Raw genomic sequence first — 15,499 nt, 5'->3', positions numbered from 1 at the left:
CCGGCCTTCCCGGACCCAGGCCACGAGCCGGTCGGCCGCCTGGTCCTCCCGCTGCGCGAACTCCCGCAACCGCCTGACCTGGCCTTCGTCCCCGTTGGCCCCGGTGCCCCGCCTCCGAGCCGCCAGCCGAAACCCACCCTGTCGAAACAACACCGGATCGTCCACGCCCGTCACCTCTCGCAGGAGTCGACAACAAGTGTTGTCACTTCCCCCAGGCGCCGTCAACCCACTGGACAGCCCCGCCGAGGCCCTGTGTATGCTGGTCGGGCACTGCGGATGTAGTTCAATGGTAGAACATCAGCTTCCCAAGCTGAATACGCGGGTTCGATTCCCGTCATCCGCTCTTTTCTTTTTCAGCAGTAATTCTTCAGCATTTCAGTGGGTGCCCACCGAATTTCGGTAGGCACCCACTGTGCTTTTCCCGCGCAGCTTCGCTCAGCCCTCGACCAGTTCCCAGTGCGCTCCTGGGGCCTCGCGGTCGAAGACCTGGCCCGGCGCGGCCTGGAGGACCGTCACCACGTCCGGGTAGAGGCGCACGACGTGCTCCAGTTCCATTCCCTCGACCTCGAAGTCCTCCGCCTCCGGGACCTCGAAGCCCACGAACAGCCAGGTTCCGTCGGTCTCGCGGACCACCTGGCGGACCGCGCGGGCCGGTGCGTCCGGGCCCGTGCCGATCTCCGCCAGGCCGGTGCTGAGCTGCACCTCTTCGAGTGGCGAACCGGGGTGCGACCAGGCGGCGACGCGCGTCTCGCGGACCGCGATGTCCTCGGACACGTCGTCGGAGTCCGCGACGGAGCTGAGCAGCCAGGTCGAGCGGTCCGGGTCCCAGTCCGCGGCCATGCCCGGGGGCAGTTCGGCCAGGGCCGTGAGCTGCGGCAGGCGTTCGACCGCCTCACGCAGGCGGACCGCGCCGAACTGCTCGCGGTTGACGGCCATGTCCTCGTCGAACTCGGCGCCGTCGCTGATGAACCAGTCGTCGTCATCGTCGAGGACGACGAAGGCCAGCTGGTCCGGGGACTCGATCAGCGCGTGCGCGAAGATCACCGGGGATTCCGGATCCTGCCGCAGCGGCCATTCGGTCGACATGCTCACTCCCCGCGTAGTTCCGGTGTGTGCGCACATCCCACCAGACCACCACCCCGGCCACGCGCACCGCCTCACCGAACGACGCACCACCGGCGCCGAAAACACCGCGTCCCCGAGCCGGAGCTCGGGCAGGATGAGACCCGACGTTCAGGACATCCTGCTGGTCGAGCGGGAGTGAGGGGAATCCGATGCTCATCGGAGAGCTGGTGCGGCTGCGCGCGCTCGAACCGTCGGACGCCGAACCGCTGTACCGCTGGGTCAACGACTGGGAGCTGGGCCGGTGGATGAACAACAGCCACCCGCATTCGCTCGACCAGATCCGCAAACTCTGTGAGGACCGCAAGGTCAACACCTACGCACAAGTGGTGCTCGGCATCGAGAGGATCGCCGACGGCCGGCTGCTCGGCGTCGTCGACCTGCGCGACGCCGAGCCCGAGCAGGGGCGCGCCGAGGTCGACATCTACATCGGCGACCGGGAGCACCAGGGCGGGGGCTACGGCACCGAGGCGTTGCGGCTGATGTGCCGGTACGGCTTCACGGTGATGCGGCTGCACCTGATCGCGCTGTGGGTGGTCGCGGAGAACGAGGCCGCCCGCCACGTCTACCGCAAGCTGGGCTTCGTCGAGGACGGCCGGCACCGCGAGTGCTTCCGCGGCCAGGACGGCCGGTACCACGACATGTACCTGATGAGCCTGCTCGAAGGCGAGCTCACCTGACCAGCCGCCGCGGGGCCTTCAGCCGCCAGGACTCGGTCAGCAGCTCACGCAGGTGCTGTCCGTCCACCCGGTCGAGATCGACCAGGATGATGCCGTACCCGTCGTAGTGCGGGGTGGTGAAGAACGCCGGATCACCCCCGTCGAGCAGGGCGGCCTTCTCGTCCAGGCCGCAGAACAGCACGAGCCCGCCCTCCGCGTCGGTTCGCAGGCGGGTGAAACCCTTGCCCGCCACCTTCAACGCCGGGGTGCGGTACCAGGTGGATTCCTCGGTCTCCGGCAGTTCCGTCCCGAGCGCCACCACGTCTTCCCAGGTCACCATGACCCCATCGTCGCGCACGGGCCCGCGGCCGTCTTGGCAAAACGGGAGCCCCGCCGGAACGCGGCGGGGCTCCCGGGCCGGGAAAGCTACGGCGTGACCGTGATCCGGTCCGCCGGCGGCGGCGCCACGCCCGGGTGCGCGCCGAGGTAGGCGATCAGCGCGTCCAGGTCGACCGGGCCGCCCGCCAGGTCGGTGCCCTTGGTGAACTCGGTGAACCCGTCGCCGCCCGCGGCGAGGAAGTTGTTCACCGACACGCGGAACGTCGCGGCCGGGTCCACCGGCGTGCCGTTCACGCTGAGCTTCGAGATGCGCGAGCCGACCGGCGCCGACGCCGAGTAGGTGTAGTGCAGCGTGCTCGAGATCTGCAGGATCTTGGTCCCACCGGACTGGCCCCACTGCTGCTCCAGCACGTTCTTCAGGTTCGCGCCGGTGAGCGTGATGGTCTGCATGATGTTCGCGAACGGCTGCACGGTGAACGCCTCGCCGTAGGTGACCACGCCGTCGCCCTCGCCGTTCGGCGAGGAGGCGTAGTTCAGGTCGGCGCGGATGCCGCCGGGGTTGGTGATGGCGATCTGCGCGTTGGTGGACTTGGTGCCCTCCAGCTGCGCGTCGGCGATGACGTCACCGAGCGTCGACTCGCCCGAGGGCGCGCCGGCCGCCTTGAGATCCGCGGTGATGGTGCCGACCGGCTGGTTGGCGATCGGGGCGGCCTTGGTCCTGGCCTCGTCGACCAGCTTGGCCACGGCCGGGTCCGGGGTGACGTCCCGGGTGACGATCTCGTTGTGCGCCTTGCTCTGCGACCGCACGACGTCGCGGGTGCGCAGGTCGATCTTCAGGTCCAGCACGGACAGCAACCGGCCGAACGAGGCACCCTGGGTGACCGTGCGCGGCCGGCCCGCCGGATCGTTGATCACGCAGTTGTACTGCTGGTGGCTGTGCCCGGTGAAGATGGCGTCGACCTCGGGGCTGACGTTCTTCGCGATGGTCGCGGCGGGGCCGCCCGGTTGCAGCTTGCAGTCGTCGGGCCCGGAGTTGACCTCGGTGCTGTCGCCCTGGTGCAGGAGCACGACCTGGGCCTTGACGCCGAGCGCGTCCAGCAGGTTCGCGGTGCGGTTGATGGACTGCACCTCGTCACCGAACTTCAGGCCCTTGATCGCCTCCGGCGTGACGACGGTGGGCAGGTCCTTCAGCGTGGCGCCGATGATGCCGATCGGCACGCCGCCGGAGAACTGGACGGTGAACGGCAGCAGCGCGGGCAGGCCGTTGGTGAAGTACACGTTGGAGCCCAGCAGCGGGAACCGCGCGCCGTCGTAGGACTTGCGGAACTGGCAGCCGTCGGTCTTGTTGCAGCCGCCGAACTGCATGCGCAGCAGCTCCTGGTAGCCCTCGTCGAACTCGTGGTTGCCCACCACGGACGCCTTGACCCCGAGCAGGTTGAGGAAGTCGATGGTCGGTTCGTCGTGGAACAGGGCGGAGATCACCGGCGACGCGCCGACGTTGTCGCCCGCGGAGAGCACCATCGAGTTGCGGACCTGCGACTGCAACTGCTTCACGTGCGTCGCCAGGTAGGCGGCTCCGCCCGCGTCCACAGTGGACCCGTTCGACAACGTGACGCGCCCGCTCGAGCCGGCCGGCGGATCGAGGTTGCCGTGCAGGTCGTTGAACGTGATGATGCGGACGTCCGTGGTCTGGGCCGCCGACGCGGGTGCGCTCGTGACGGCCACCGTGGCCAGTGCGGCCGCGGCGGTGGCCGCGATCCGGGTGAAGAGCCTCATGTTTCCTCCGGTTTCGCGCCCGATGTCCCCTGAAACGGGCGCCCGGCGTCGCAGTCTGCCCAAAGGGGAGGTCGGTCACCAGAGGAAGAAGCCGGGCGATAGGGAAATGTCACCCGGCGTTGGTGCTCCCGTCGACGGCGAGCCGGGCCCCGGCCGATCGGCTCGGGCCCGCCTCGGCCAGATGGCCGACCCCCGGGCGGCCCGACCGGCTCTTCGACCGAAGTACGCGCCCGCCCAGCTCCATAGCGTTCTTCTCATGACGAACGCACAGGTCACCGCCCTGCAGTACGGACTGATCGGGTTCCTCGCGGTGTGGTCGACGATCCTCGTCCCCCAGCTCGTGCTGCAGTTCGCGCGGTACGGGCGGCCGCGGGTTCGCGGGCTGGTGACCACGGCCGCGGTCGTCCTCTACGCGAGCATGACGCTCGCCGTGGTGTTCCTGCCGTTGCCCGGGGCGCACAGCCGGCGACTGGAGCAGACCGTGCAGCTGCGGCCGTTCCAGTGGATCGGCGACATCCACACCGAGCTGCTCAAGCACGGCCTCCCGGCGGCGCACTGGTTCACCACGCAGACCTTCCAGCAGGTCGCGCTCAACGTGCTGCTGTTCGTGCCGCTCGGGGTGTTCGCGCGGATGCTGTGGCGCCGCGGGCTGGCCGGGACGCTGGCCATCGGGGCCGCCGCGTCCCTCGCCATCGAGATCACGCAGCTCACCGCCAACTTCGGCACCGCGCCGTTCGCCTACCGGATCTTCGACGTCGACGACCTCATGACCAACACCTTCGGGGCCGGGGTCGGCTGGCTCTTCGCCGCGGTGCTGCTCTCCCTGCGCGGCGTTCCTTCAACGGTCCACGCGCAGACGGCCCGGCGCGAGCGGGTCGACTTCGCCCAGGCGCGCTAGCCGGGCCTGGCGCTGCAGCGCCGCCCGCTTGGCGGCGCGCCGGTCCTCCAGGACCACGATCAGCGCCGCGATGGCGATGACCAGGGCCACCAGGCCGAGGACGAGCAAAACCGGCATGCGGCCGCCTCTCCGACGTCGTTGTGCGAGAGATCACACAGGCTACCCAGCCGGGTGGCGGCTCCGCTACCCCGTGTGCGGAGAAGCCGTCCCGGCCGACGGTCACCGCGGACATCGGCCGAGGTCAGGGCTTCGACCACCGGTTCAGCCGGGCCGAAATCCCGTGGCGGCCGCCAGCCGGGAGGGGAGGACCGGGAGACTGGGCGGATGGGCACCCGACCAACCCCGGAGCAACTGGCCGCCGCAGCCGGCACGACCGTCCCGGACGTGCTGGCCCCCGGTCTCGACGTGCTGTTCTGCGGGATCAACCCCGGCCTGTACTCCGCCGTGCTCGGCCTGCACTTCGCCCGGCCCGGCAACCGGTTCTGGCCCGCCCTGCACCGCGGCGGCTTCACCCCGCGGCAGTTCGACCCCAGCGAGCAGCACGAGCTGCTCGCGCTGAAGCTCGGCGTCACCAACGTCGCCGAACGGGCCACCGCGCGGGCCGACGAGCTGAGCGACGACGAGCTGCGCGCCGGCGGGCAGGCGCTGATCGCCAAGGTCGAGCGCGCCGAGCCGCGCTGGCTGGCCGTGCTGGGCATCGGCGCGTACCGCCTGGCCTTCAATGACCCGAAGGCCCGCGTCGGCCGCCAGGAGCGCCGGATCGGCCCGACGAGAGTCTGGGCCCTGCCCAATCCGAGCGGCCTCAACGCCCACTGGACACCGGCCGGGCTGGCCGAGGAATTCGCCGCGCTCCGCACACAGCTTGTCACCGAGCGCCCATCGAACGGGCTACACCCTCAGTAGCAACCGGAGCAACCTCCTCGGCCGGGCGGCGGCGGATCACCGCAGATCACTGCCGCTTTTCTACCGAGGGTTTGCTGCGACCGGCCGATACGGCCATGAGGGGGAAACCGCGTCACGAGGTGCTTCCCGGGTACTCGCATCAGAGACAAGATGTCTTTCCCGTCCGGTCCCGCAGGGGGGATCGGGTGGTGCCGGACGGCACGTCCAGGGGGCGCCGCCCCCGCGTCCGGCCACCCGGGAACGACCTGGATTACCGGAGGCCCGAGATGCGCGGCATCGAGCCCCAACGAACGCCCGTGACACCGGGACTGCCCGGTGCGACCCGCAGCCTCGGGGTCGCCGTGGTCGACCCCATCCCGATCTTCCGCGAGGGGCTGGCCGCGATGGTGCACCGCAGCCCCGGACTGCACTGGGCCGGGCAGGCGGCGAGCCACCACGCGGCGCTCCAGCTGTGCGAGCAGGCGCGGCCCGACGTCACGATCATCGACTCGGCGCTGGACCCCAACTGCCACCTGACCAAGCTGCTCGCCACGGGCGATCCGGCCCTGCTGCTGGTGATGCTCGTGCGCGACGTCAACCGGACGCAGCAGTACCTGTCCACCGCCATCGCCGCGGGAGCGCACGCGATCGTGCCCCGGGCGGTGGACCCGCGGCGGCTCGCGGAGGCCATCCGGCGCGCGCACTCCGACCGCCGGTACATCGACCCGGCGCTGGCCGCGCTCACCGCCAGACCGAAACGCCAGCCCTCGCCCAGGGCCGCGCCGGCCGAGGACCAGCTCGCACCGCAGCCGCCGAGGGGCGCCATGCCCCTGTCGCGCCGCGAGTACCAGGTGCTGCAACTCGTGGCCGAGGGACTGGAGAACTCGGCGATCGCCAAGCTGCTGTTCCTGTCCGTGGAAACGGTCCGCACGCACGTGAAGAGCATCCTGCGCAAACTGTCCGCACGGGATCGGACACACGCGGTGACCATCGCGTTCCGCAGCGGCATCCTCATCCCGCGCGCGGACGACGGGCACCATCCCGTGGTCCCCCAACCGGCCGTGGCGCGCAGCACCCTCTGACCACTCCGTCCAGGTCGGTGTCGGTTTTTCGGCGGAATTCCACCCGGGAAAGGGCCGATTCACTTGCTCCGGTTACTCGTAGGTAATATCCTGAAGTTACCGGCGAGTAAGGGAACCTGCGCCCGGCCGGAAAGCCGAACCCAAAACGGAGTGACGACATGGGCCACTACAAGAGCAACGTCCGAGACCTGGAGTTCAACCTCTTCGAGGTGCTCGGTGTACAGGAGCGCCTCGGCCAGGGCGTGCTCGCCGAGTCGGACGAGGAGACCGCGCGCGGAGTGCTGGCCGAGCTGAACAAGCTCGCCACCGGCCCGCTGTCCGAGTCCTACGCCGACGCGGACCGGAACCCGCCGGTGTACGACCCCGAGACGTTCAGCGTGAAGATCCCCGAGTCGTTCAAGAAGAGCTACCAGCAGCTGATGGACGGCGAGTGGTGGCGTCTCGGGCTGACCGACGACCTCGGCGGCTTCGGCCTGCCCCCGACGGTGCAGTGGGCCGCGGCCGAGCTGATCCTCGGCGCCAACGCCCCGCTGTTCATGTACATGGCGGGCCCGAACTTCGCGATGATCGTGAACAAGAACGGCACCGAAGAGCAGCGGCACTGGGCGCAGATCATGATCGACCGCCAGTGGGGCGCGACGATGGTGCTGACCGAGCCGGACGCCGGCTCCGACGTCGGCGCGGGCCGCACCAAGGCGGTCAAGCAGGAGGACGGCTCCTGGCACATCGACGGGGTGAAGCGGTTCATCACCTCCGCCGAGCACGACATGAGCGAAAACATCATGCACCTGGTGCTGGCGCGCCCCGAGGGCCCCGGCATCGAGACCAAGCCCGGCACGAAGGGCCTCTCGCTGTTCCTGGTGCCGAAGTTCCACTTCGACTCGAAGACCGGCGAGCTGGGCGAGCGCAACGGCCGCCACAATCACTATGTATAGTCTCTCTCTTTTCACCCTCCGCGCCTTCCTCCATCCTCGGACTTTTTTTAGCCGCCTGGCTCTGAGTGTACTGGCCTACCACTCTCCGCCCTCCGTGGTGTTGTGAGAGAGCTCATACATAGTGATGTGGAGCCGTGCGAGATGCGCGCCCAGCTCGCCGGTCTTCGAGTCGAAGTGGAACTTCGGCACCAGGAACAGCGAGAGGCCCTTCGTGCCGGGCTTGGTCTCGATGCCGGGGCCCTCGGGGCGCGCCAGCACCAGGTGCATGATGTTTTCGCTCATGTCGTGCTCGGCGGAGGTGATGAACCGCTTCACCCCGTCGATGTGCCAGGAGCCGTCCTCCTGCTTGACCGCCTTGGTGCGGCCCGCGCCGACGTCGGAGCCGGCGTCCGGCTCGGTCAGCACCATCGTCGCGCCCCACTGGCGGTCGATCATGATCTGCGCCCAGTGCCGCTGCTCTTCGGTGCCGTTCTTGTTCACGATCATCGCGAAGTTCGGGCCCGCCATGTACATGAACAGCGGGGCGTTGGCGCCGAGGATCAGCTCGGCCGCGGCCCACTGCACCGTCGGGGGCAGGCCGAAGCCGCCGAGGTCGTCGGTCAGCCCGAGACGCCACCACTCGCCGTCCATCAGCTGCTGGTAGCTCTTCTTGAACGACTCGGGGATCTTCACGCTGAACGTCTCGGGGTCGTACACCGGCGGGTTCCGGTCCGCGTCGGCGTAGGACTCGGACAGCGGGCCGGTGGCGAGCTTGTTCAGCTCGGCCAGCACTCCGCGCGCGGTCTCCTCGTCCGACTCGGCGAGCACGCCCTGGCCGAGGCGCTCCTGTACACCGAGCACCTCGAAGAGGTTGAACTCCAGGTCTCGGACGTTGCTCTTGTAGTGGCCCATGTCGTCACTCCGTTTTGGGTTCGGCTTTCCGGCCGGGCGCAGGTTCCCTTACTCGCCGGTAACTTCAGGATATTACCTACGAGTAACCGGAGCAAGTGAATCGGCCCTTTCCCGGGTGGAATTCCGCCGAAAAACCGACACCGACCTGGACGGAGTGGTCAGAGGGTGCTGCGCGCCACGGCCGGTTGGGGGACCACGGGATGGTGCCCGTCGTCCGCGCGCGGGATGAGGATGCCGCTGCGGAACGCGATGGTCACCGCGTGTGTCCGATCCCGTGCGGACAGTTTGCGCAGGATGCTCTTCACGTGCGTGCGGACCGTTTCCACGGACAGGAACAGCAGCTTGGCGATCGCCGAGTTCTCCAGTCCCTCGGCCACGAGTTGCAGCACCTGGTACTCGCGGCGCGACAGGGGCATGGCGCCCCTCGGCGGCTGCGGTGCGAGCTGGTCCTCGGCCGGCGCGGCCCTGGGCGAGGGCTGGCGTTTCGGTCTGGCGGTGAGCGCGGCCAGCGCCGGGTCGATGTACCGGCGGTCGGAGTGCGCGCGCCGGATGGCCTCCGCGAGCCGCCGCGGGTCCACCGCCCGGGGCACGATCGCGTGCGCTCCCGCGGCGATGGCGGTGGACAGGTACTGCTGCGTCCGGTTGACGTCGCGCACGAGCATCACCAGCAGCAGGGCCGGATCGCCCGTGGCGAGCAGCTTGGTCAGGTGGCAGTTGGGGTCCAGCGCCGAGTCGATGATCGTGACGTCGGGCCGCGCCTGCTCGCACAGCTGGAGCGCCGCGTGGTGGCTCGCCGCCTGCCCGGCCCAGTGCAGTCCGGGGCTGCGGTGCACCATCGCGGCCAGCCCCTCGCGGAAGATCGGGATGGGGTCGACCACGGCGACCCCGAGGCTGCGGGTCGCACCGGGCAGTCCCGGTGTCACGGGCGTTCGTTGGGGCTCGATGCCGCGCATCTCGGGCCTCCGGTAATCCAGGTCGTTCCCGGGTGGCCGGACGCGGGGGCGGCGCCCCCTGGACGTGCCGTCCGGCACCACCCGATCCCCCCTGCGGGACCGGACGGGAAAGACATCTTGTCTCTGATGCGAGTACCCGGGAAGCACCTCGTGACGCGGTTTCCCCCTCATGGCCGTATCGGCCGGTCGCAGCAAACCCTCGGTAGAAAAGCGGCAGTGATCTGCGGTGATCCGCCGCCGCCCGGCCGAGGAGGTTGCTCCGGTTGCTACTGAGGGTGTAGCCCGTTCGATGGGCGCTCGGTGACAAGCTGTGTGCGGAGCGCGGCGAATTCCTCGGCCAGCCCGGCCGGTGTCCAGTGGGCGTTGAGGCCGCTCGGATTGGGCAGGGCCCAGACTCTCGTCGGGCCGATCCGGCGCTCCTGGCGGCCGACGCGGGCCTTCGGGTCATTGAAGGCCAGGCGGTACGCGCCGATGCCCAGCACGGCCAGCCAGCGCGGCTCGGCGCGCTCGACCTTGGCGATCAGCGCCTGCCCGCCGGCGCGCAGCTCGTCGTCGCTCAGCTCGTCGGCCCGCGCGGTGGCCCGTTCGGCGACGTTGGTGACGCCGAGCTTCAGCGCGAGCAGCTCGTGCTGCTCGCTGGGGTCGAACTGCCGCGGGGTGAAGCCGCCGCGGTGCAGGGCGGGCCAGAACCGGTTGCCGGGCCGGGCGAAGTGCAGGCCGAGCACGGCGGAGTACAGGCCGGGGTTGATCCCGCAGAACAGCACGTCGAGACCGGGGGCCAGCACGTCCGGGACGGTCGTGCCGGCTGCGGCGGCCAGTTGCTCCGGGGTTGGTCGGGTGCCCATCCGCCCAGTCTCCCGGTCCTCCCCTCCCGGCTGGCGGCCGCCACGGGATTTCGGCCCGGCTGAACCGGTGGTCGAAGCCCTGACCTCGGCCGATGTCCGCGGTGACCGTCGGCCGGGACGGCTTCTCCGCACACGGGGTAGCGGAGCCGCCACCCGGCTGGGTAGCCTGTGTGATCTCTCGCACAACGACGTCGGAGAGGCGGCCGCATGCCGGTTTTGCTCGTCCTCGGCCTGGTGGCCCTGGTCATCGCCATCGCGGCGCTGATCGTGGTCCTGGAGGACCGGCGCGCCGCCAAGCGGGCGGCGCTGCAGCGCCAGGCCCGGCTAGCGCGCCTGGGCGAAGTCGACCCGCTCGCGCCGGGCCGTCTGCGCGTGGACCGTTGAAGGAACGCCGCGCAGGGAGAGCAGCACCGCGGCGAAGAGCCAGCCGACCCCGGCCCCGAAGGTGTTGGTCATGAGGTCGTCGACGTCGAAGATCCGGTAGGCGAACGGCGCGGTGCCGAAGTTGGCGGTGAGCTGCGTGATCTCGATGGCGAGGGACGCGGCGGCCCCGATGGCCAGCGTCCCGGCCAGCCCGCGGCGCCACAGCATCCGCGCGAACACCCCGAGCGGCACGAACAGCAGCACGTTGAGCGCGACCTGCTGGAAGGTCTGCGTGGTGAACCAGTGCGCCGCCGGGAGGCCGTGCTTGAGCAGCTCGGTGTGGATGTCGCCGATCCACTGGAACGGCCGCAGCTGCACGGTCTGCTCCAGTCGCCGGCTGTGCGCCCCGGGCAACGGCAGGAACACCACGGCGAGCGTCATGCTCGCGTAGAGGACGACCGCGGCCGTGGTCACCAGCCCGCGAACCCGCGGCCGCCCGTACCGCGCGAACTGCAGCACGAGCTGGGGGACGAGGATCGTCGACCACACCGCGAGGAACCCGATCAGTCCGTACTGCAGGGCGGTGACCTGTGCGTTCGTCATGAGAAGAACGCTATGGAGCTGGGCGGGCGCGTACTTCGGTCGAAGAGCCGGTCGGGCCGCCCGGGGGTCGGCCATCTGGCCGAGGCGGGCCCGAGCCGATCGGCCGGGGCCCGGCTCGCCGTCGACGGGAGCACCAACGCCGGGTGACATTTCCCTATCGCCCGGCTTCTTCCTCTGGTGACCGACCTCCCCTTTGGGCAGACTGCGACGCCGGGCGCCCGTTTCAGGGGACATCGGGCGCGAAACCGGAGGAAACATGAGGCTCTTCACCCGGATCGCGGCCACCGCCGCGGCCGCACTGGCCACGGTGGCCGTCACGAGCGCACCCGCGTCGGCGGCCCAGACCACGGACGTCCGCATCATCACGTTCAACGACCTGCACGGCAACCTCGATCCGCCGGCCGGCTCGAGCGGGCGCGTCACGTTGTCGAACGGGTCCACTGTGGACGCGGGCGGAGCCGCCTACCTGGCGACGCACGTGAAGCAGTTGCAGTCGCAGGTCCGCAACTCGATGGTGCTCTCCGCGGGCGACAACGTCGGCGCGTCGCCGGTGATCTCCGCCCTGTTCCACGACGAACCGACCATCGACTTCCTCAACCTGCTCGGGGTCAAGGCGTCCGTGGTGGGCAACCACGAGTTCGACGAGGGCTACCAGGAGCTGCTGCGCATGCAGTTCGGCGGCTGCAACAAGACCGACGGCTGCCAGTTCCGCAAGTCCTACGACGGCGCGCGGTTCCCGCTGCTGGGCTCCAACGTGTACTTCACCAACGGCCTGCCCGCGCTGCTGCCGTTCACCGTCCAGTTCTCCGGCGGCGTGCCGATCGGCATCATCGGCGCCACGCTGAAGGACCTGCCCACCGTCGTCACGCCGGAGGCGATCAAGGGCCTGAAGTTCGGTGACGAGGTGCAGTCCATCAACCGCACCGCGAACCTGCTGGACGCGCTCGGCGTCAAGGCCCAGGTCGTGCTCCTGCACCAGGGCGACAGCACCGAGGTCAACTCCGGGCCCGACGACTGCAAGCTGCAACCGGGCGGCCCCGCCGCGACCATCGCGAAGAACGTCAGCCCCGAGGTCGACGCCATCTTCACCGGGCACAGCCACCAGCAGTACAACTGCGTGATCAACGATCCGGCGGGCCGGCCGCGCACGGTCACCCAGGGTGCCTCGTTCGGCCGGTTGCTGTCCGTGCTGGACCTGAAGATCGACCTGCGCACCCGCGACGTCGTGCGGTCGCAGAGCAAGGCGCACAACGAGATCGTCACCCGGGACGTCACCCCGGACCCGGCCGTGGCCAAGCTGGTCGACGAGGCCAGGACCAAGGCCGCCCCGATCGCCAACCAGCCGGTCGGCACCATCACCGCGGATCTCAAGGCGGCCGGCGCGCCCTCGGGCGAGTCGACGCTCGGTGACGTCATCGCCGACGCGCAGCTGGAGGGCACCAAGTCCACCAACGCGCAGATCGCCATCACCAACCCCGGCGGCATCCGCGCCGACCTGAACTACGCCTCCTCGCCGAACGGCGAGGGCGACGGCGTGGTCACCTACGGCGAGGCGTTCACCGTGCAGCCGTTCGCGAACATCATGCAGACCATCACGCTCACCGGCGCGAACCTGAAGAACGTGCTGGAGCAGCAGTGGGGCCAGTCCGGTGGGACCAAGATCCTGCAGATCTCGAGCACGCTGCACTACACCTACTCGGCGTCGGCGCCGGTCGGCTCGCGCATCTCGAAGCTCAGCGTGAACGGCACGCCGGTGGACCCGGCCGCGACGTTCCGCGTGTCGGTGAACAACTTCCTCGCCGCGGGCGGCGACGGGTTCACCGAGTTCACCAAGGGCACCGACCTGGCGGGCGGCCCGGTCGACCTGGACGCGCTGATCGCCTACCTCGGCGCGCACCCGGGCGTGGCGCCGCCGCCGGCGGACCGGATCACGGTCACGCCGTAGCTTTCCCGGCCCGGGAGCCCCGCCGCGTTCCGGCGGGGCTCCCGTTTTGCCAAGACGGCCGCGGGCCCGTGCGCGACGATGGGGTCATGGTGACCTGGGAAGACGTGGTGGCGCTCGGGACGGAACTGCCGGAGACCGAGGAATCCACCTGGTACCGCACCCCGGCGTTGAAGGTGGCGGGCAAGGGTTTCACCCGCCTGCGAACCGACGCGGAGGGCGGGCTCGTGCTGTTCTGCGGCCTGGACGAGAAGGCCGCCCTGCTCGACGGGGGTGATCCGGCGTTCTTCACCACCCCGCACTACGACGGGTACGGCATCATCCTGGTCGATCTCGACCGGGTGGACGGACAGCACCTGCGTGAGCTGCTGACCGAGTCCTGGCGGCTGAAGGCCCCGCGGCGGCTGGTCAGGTGAGCTCGCCTTCGAGCAGGCTCATCAGGTACATGTCGTGGTACCGGCCGTCCTGGCCGCGGAAGCACTCGCGGTGCCGGCCGTCCTCGACGAAGCCCAGCTTGCGGTAGACGTGGCGGGCGGCCTCGTTCTCCGCGACCACCCACAGCGCGATCAGGTGCAGCCGCATCACCGTGAAGCCGTACCGGCACATCAGCCGCAACGCCTCGGTGCCGTAGCCCCCGCCCTGGTGCTCCCGGTCGCCGATGTAGATGTCGACCTCGGCGCGCCCCTGCTCGGGCTCGGCGTCGCGCAGGTCGACGACGCCGAGCAGCCGGCCGTCGGCGATCCTCTCGATGCCGAGCACCACTTGTGCGTAGGTGTTGACCTTGCGGTCCTCACAGAGTTTGCGGATCTGGTCGAGCGAATGCGGGTGGCTGTTGTTCATCCACCGGCCCAGCTCCCAGTCGTTGACCCAGCGGTACAGCGGTTCGGCGTCCGACGGTTCGAGCGCGCGCAGCCGCACCAGCTCTCCGATGAGCATCGGATTCCCCTCACTCCCGCTCGACCAGCAGGATGTCCTGAACGTCGGGTCTCATCCTGCCCGAGCTCCGGCTCGGGGACGCGGTGTTTTCGGCGCCGGTGGTGCGTCGTTCGGTGAGGCGGTGCGCGTGGCCGGGGTGGTGGTCTGGTGGGATGTGCGCACACACCGGAACTACGCGGGGAGTGAGCATGTCGACCGAATGGCCGCTGCGGCAGGATCCGGAATCCCCGGTGATCTTCGCGCACGCGCTGATCGAGTCCCCGGACCAGCTGGCCTTCGTCGTCCTCGACGATGACGACGACTGGTTCATCAGCGACGGCGCCGAGTTCGACGAGGACATGGCCGTCAACCGCGAGCAGTTCGGCGCGGTCCGCCTGCGTGAGGCGGTCGAACGCCTGCCGCAGCTCACGGCCCTGGCCGAACTGCCCCCGGGCATGGCCGCGGACTGGGACCCGGACCGCTCGACCTGGCTGCTCAGCTCCGTCGCGGACTCCGACGACGTGTCCGAGGACATCGCGGTCCGCGAGACGCGCGTCGCCGCCTGGTCGCACCCCGGTTCGCCACTCGAAGAGGTGCAGCTCAGCACCGGCCTGGCGGAGATCGGCACGGGCCCGGACGCACCGGCCCGCGCGGTCCGCCAGGTGGTCCGCGAGACCGACGGAACCTGGCTGTTCGTGGGCTTCGAGGTCCCGGAGGCGGAGGACTTCGAGGTCGAGGGAATGGAACTGGAGCACGTCGTGCGCCTCTACCCGGACGTGGTGACGGTCCTCCAGGCCGCGCCGGGCCAGGTCTTCGACCGCGAGGCCCCAGGAGCGCACTGGGAACTGGTCGAGGGCTGAGCGAAGCTGCGCGGGAAAAGCACAGTGGGTGCCTACCGAAATTCGGTGGGCACCCACTGAAATGCTGAAGAATTACTGCTGAAAAAGAAAAGAGCGGATGACGGGAATCGAACCCGCGTATTCAGCTTGGGAAGCTGATGTTCTACCATTGAACTACATCCGCAGTGCCCGACCAGCATACACAGGGCCTCGGCGGGGCTGTCCAGTGGGTTGACGGCGCCTGGGGGAAGTGACAACACTTGTTGTCGACTCCTGCGAGAGGTGACGGGCGTGGACGATCCGGTGTTGTTTCGACAGGGTGGGTTTCGGCTGGCGGCTCGGAGGCGGGGCACCGGGGCCAACGGGGACGAAGGCCAGGTCAGGCGGTTGCGGGAGTTCGCGCAGCGGGAGGACCAGGCGGCCGACCGGCTCGTGGCCTGGGTCCGGGAAGGCCG

The 15,499-nt window shown here is 69.7% G+C and carries 17 protein-coding genes, 2 tRNA genes and 1 pseudogene; 10 read left to right on the top strand and 10 right to left on the bottom strand.

The genetic code is table 11. The features are described from left to right. Positions 1-272: 272 nt before the first annotated feature. Positions 273-343 (top strand) — tRNA-Gly (locus tag NYF13_RS36360). Positions 344-435: 92 nt separating this feature from the next. On the opposite strand, the gene NYF13_RS36355 is transcribed toward NYF13_RS36360, so the two are convergent. After that, positions 436-1,086: a hypothetical protein gene (locus tag NYF13_RS36355; protein ID WP_315654870.1), complete on the bottom strand. Its 651-nt coding sequence runs from the start codon at positions 1,084-1,086 to the stop codon at positions 436-438. 188 nt (positions 1,087-1,274) lie between these two features. Between NYF13_RS36355 and NYF13_RS36350 the strand changes: the two genes are divergently transcribed. Next, on the top strand, positions 1,275-1,802 hold the full coding sequence (locus NYF13_RS36350) for a GNAT family N-acetyltransferase (protein WP_315654868.1): 528 nt from the start codon (positions 1,275-1,277) through the stop codon (positions 1,800-1,802). Here the strand turns inward: NYF13_RS36350 and NYF13_RS36345 are convergent. Both NYF13_RS36345 and NYF13_RS36340 read right to left on the bottom strand, forming a co-directional pair. Continuing rightward, positions 1,795-2,121 (bottom strand): MmcQ/YjbR family DNA-binding protein, encoded by a 327-nt coding sequence (locus NYF13_RS36345; RefSeq protein WP_315654867.1) that lies wholly within the window; start codon positions 2,119-2,121, stop codon positions 1,795-1,797. The genes NYF13_RS36350 and NYF13_RS36345 overlap by 8 nt on opposite strands. 86 nt (positions 2,122-2,207) lie before the next feature. Then, positions 2,208-3,896 carry a bifunctional metallophosphatase/5'-nucleotidase gene (locus NYF13_RS36340; RefSeq protein ID WP_315654866.1) on the bottom strand — a complete coding sequence of 563 codons (1,689 nt, stop codon included), beginning with the start codon at positions 3,894-3,896 and terminating at the stop codon, positions 2,208-2,210. Positions 3,897-4,152: 256 nt separating this feature from the next. Between NYF13_RS36340 and NYF13_RS36335 the strand changes: the two genes are divergently transcribed. Next, on the top strand, positions 4,153-4,794 hold the full coding sequence (locus tag NYF13_RS36335) for a VanZ family protein (protein WP_315654865.1): 642 nt from the start codon (positions 4,153-4,155) through the stop codon (positions 4,792-4,794). Here NYF13_RS36335 and NYF13_RS36330 read toward each other — a convergent pair. Beyond that, a complete protein-coding gene (locus NYF13_RS36330) occupies positions 4,735-4,911 on the bottom strand; it encodes a hypothetical protein (protein ID WP_315654864.1) in 177 nt (58 codons plus the stop codon). The two genes, NYF13_RS36335 and NYF13_RS36330, sit on opposite strands and share 60 nt — an antisense overlap. A gap of 207 nt (positions 4,912-5,118) precedes the next feature. Between NYF13_RS36330 and mug (NYF13_RS36325) the strand changes: the two genes are divergently transcribed. The 3 genes and pseudogenes from mug (NYF13_RS36325) to NYF13_RS36315 form a co-directional block, all read left to right on the top strand. Continuing rightward, positions 5,119-5,697, top strand: a complete 579-nt coding sequence (mug, locus tag NYF13_RS36325) for a G/U mismatch-specific DNA glycosylase (protein WP_315654863.1) — start codon at positions 5,119-5,121, stop codon at positions 5,695-5,697. Positions 5,698-5,963: 266 nt separating this feature from the next. Next, positions 5,964-6,758: a response regulator transcription factor gene (locus tag NYF13_RS36320; RefSeq protein WP_315654861.1), complete on the top strand. Its 795-nt coding sequence runs from the start codon at positions 5,964-5,966 to the stop codon at positions 6,756-6,758. A 158-nt stretch (positions 6,759-6,916) separates the two neighbouring features. Further along, positions 6,917-7,678 (top strand): annotated as a pseudogene (locus NYF13_RS36315) (acyl-CoA dehydrogenase family protein); the annotation flags it as partial. A gap of 90 nt (positions 7,679-7,768) precedes the next feature. Here NYF13_RS36315 and NYF13_RS36310 read toward each other — a convergent pair. The 3 genes from NYF13_RS36310 to mug (NYF13_RS36300) form a co-directional block, all read right to left on the bottom strand. Continuing rightward, positions 7,769-8,584, bottom strand: a complete 816-nt coding sequence (locus NYF13_RS36310; protein ID WP_315662596.1) for an acyl-CoA dehydrogenase family protein — start codon at positions 8,582-8,584, stop codon at positions 7,769-7,771. A gap of 158 nt (positions 8,585-8,742) precedes the next feature. Then, positions 8,743-9,537: a response regulator transcription factor gene (locus NYF13_RS36305; protein WP_315654861.1), complete on the bottom strand. Its 795-nt coding sequence runs from the start codon at positions 9,535-9,537 to the stop codon at positions 8,743-8,745. Between the two features lie 266 nt (positions 9,538-9,803). After that, a complete protein-coding gene (mug, locus tag NYF13_RS36300; protein WP_315654863.1) occupies positions 9,804-10,382 on the bottom strand; it encodes a G/U mismatch-specific DNA glycosylase in 579 nt (192 codons plus the stop codon). Positions 10,383-10,589: 207 nt separating this feature from the next. Between mug (NYF13_RS36300) and NYF13_RS36295 the strand changes: the two genes are divergently transcribed. Then, entirely contained in the window at positions 10,590-10,766 is a 177-nt protein-coding gene (locus tag NYF13_RS36295) for a hypothetical protein (RefSeq protein ID WP_315654864.1), read from the top strand. Here NYF13_RS36295 and NYF13_RS36290 read toward each other — a convergent pair. Beyond that, a complete protein-coding gene (locus NYF13_RS36290; RefSeq protein WP_315654865.1) occupies positions 10,707-11,348 on the bottom strand; it encodes a VanZ family protein in 642 nt (213 codons plus the stop codon). The two genes, NYF13_RS36295 and NYF13_RS36290, sit on opposite strands and share 60 nt — an antisense overlap. A gap of 256 nt (positions 11,349-11,604) precedes the next feature. Here NYF13_RS36290 and NYF13_RS36285 point away from each other — a divergent pair, with 256 nt between their 5' ends. Next, complete coding sequence (locus NYF13_RS36285; RefSeq protein ID WP_315654866.1) at positions 11,605-13,293, top strand: bifunctional metallophosphatase/5'-nucleotidase; 1,689 nt, start codon at positions 11,605-11,607, stop codon at positions 13,291-13,293. Positions 13,294-13,379: 86 nt separating this feature from the next. After that, positions 13,380-13,706, top strand: coding sequence for an MmcQ/YjbR family DNA-binding protein (locus tag NYF13_RS36280; protein ID WP_315654867.1), 327 nt, complete (start codon positions 13,380-13,382; stop codon positions 13,704-13,706). On the opposite strand, the gene NYF13_RS36275 is transcribed toward NYF13_RS36280, so the two are convergent. After that, positions 13,699-14,226 (bottom strand): GNAT family N-acetyltransferase, encoded by a 528-nt coding sequence (locus tag NYF13_RS36275; RefSeq protein WP_315654868.1) that lies wholly within the window; start codon positions 14,224-14,226, stop codon positions 13,699-13,701. The genes NYF13_RS36280 and NYF13_RS36275 overlap by 8 nt on opposite strands. 188 nt (positions 14,227-14,414) lie before the next feature. On the opposite strand from NYF13_RS36275, the gene NYF13_RS36270 reads away from it, so the two are divergent. After that, entirely contained in the window at positions 14,415-15,065 is a 651-nt protein-coding gene (locus tag NYF13_RS36270) for a hypothetical protein (protein ID WP_315654870.1), read from the top strand. Between the two features lie 92 nt (positions 15,066-15,157). Here the strand turns inward: NYF13_RS36270 and NYF13_RS36265 are convergent. Next, positions 15,158-15,228: transfer RNA gene (locus tag NYF13_RS36265), tRNA-Gly, on the bottom strand. Positions 15,229-15,499: the final 271 nt, after the last annotated feature.

The sequence above is a fragment of the Amycolatopsis sp. PS_44_ISF1 genome (assembly GCF_032335455.1).
Lineage (GTDB): Bacteria > Actinomycetota > Actinomycetes > Mycobacteriales > Pseudonocardiaceae > Amycolatopsis.
This window is presented reverse-complemented; position numbering and strand designations above follow the sequence as displayed.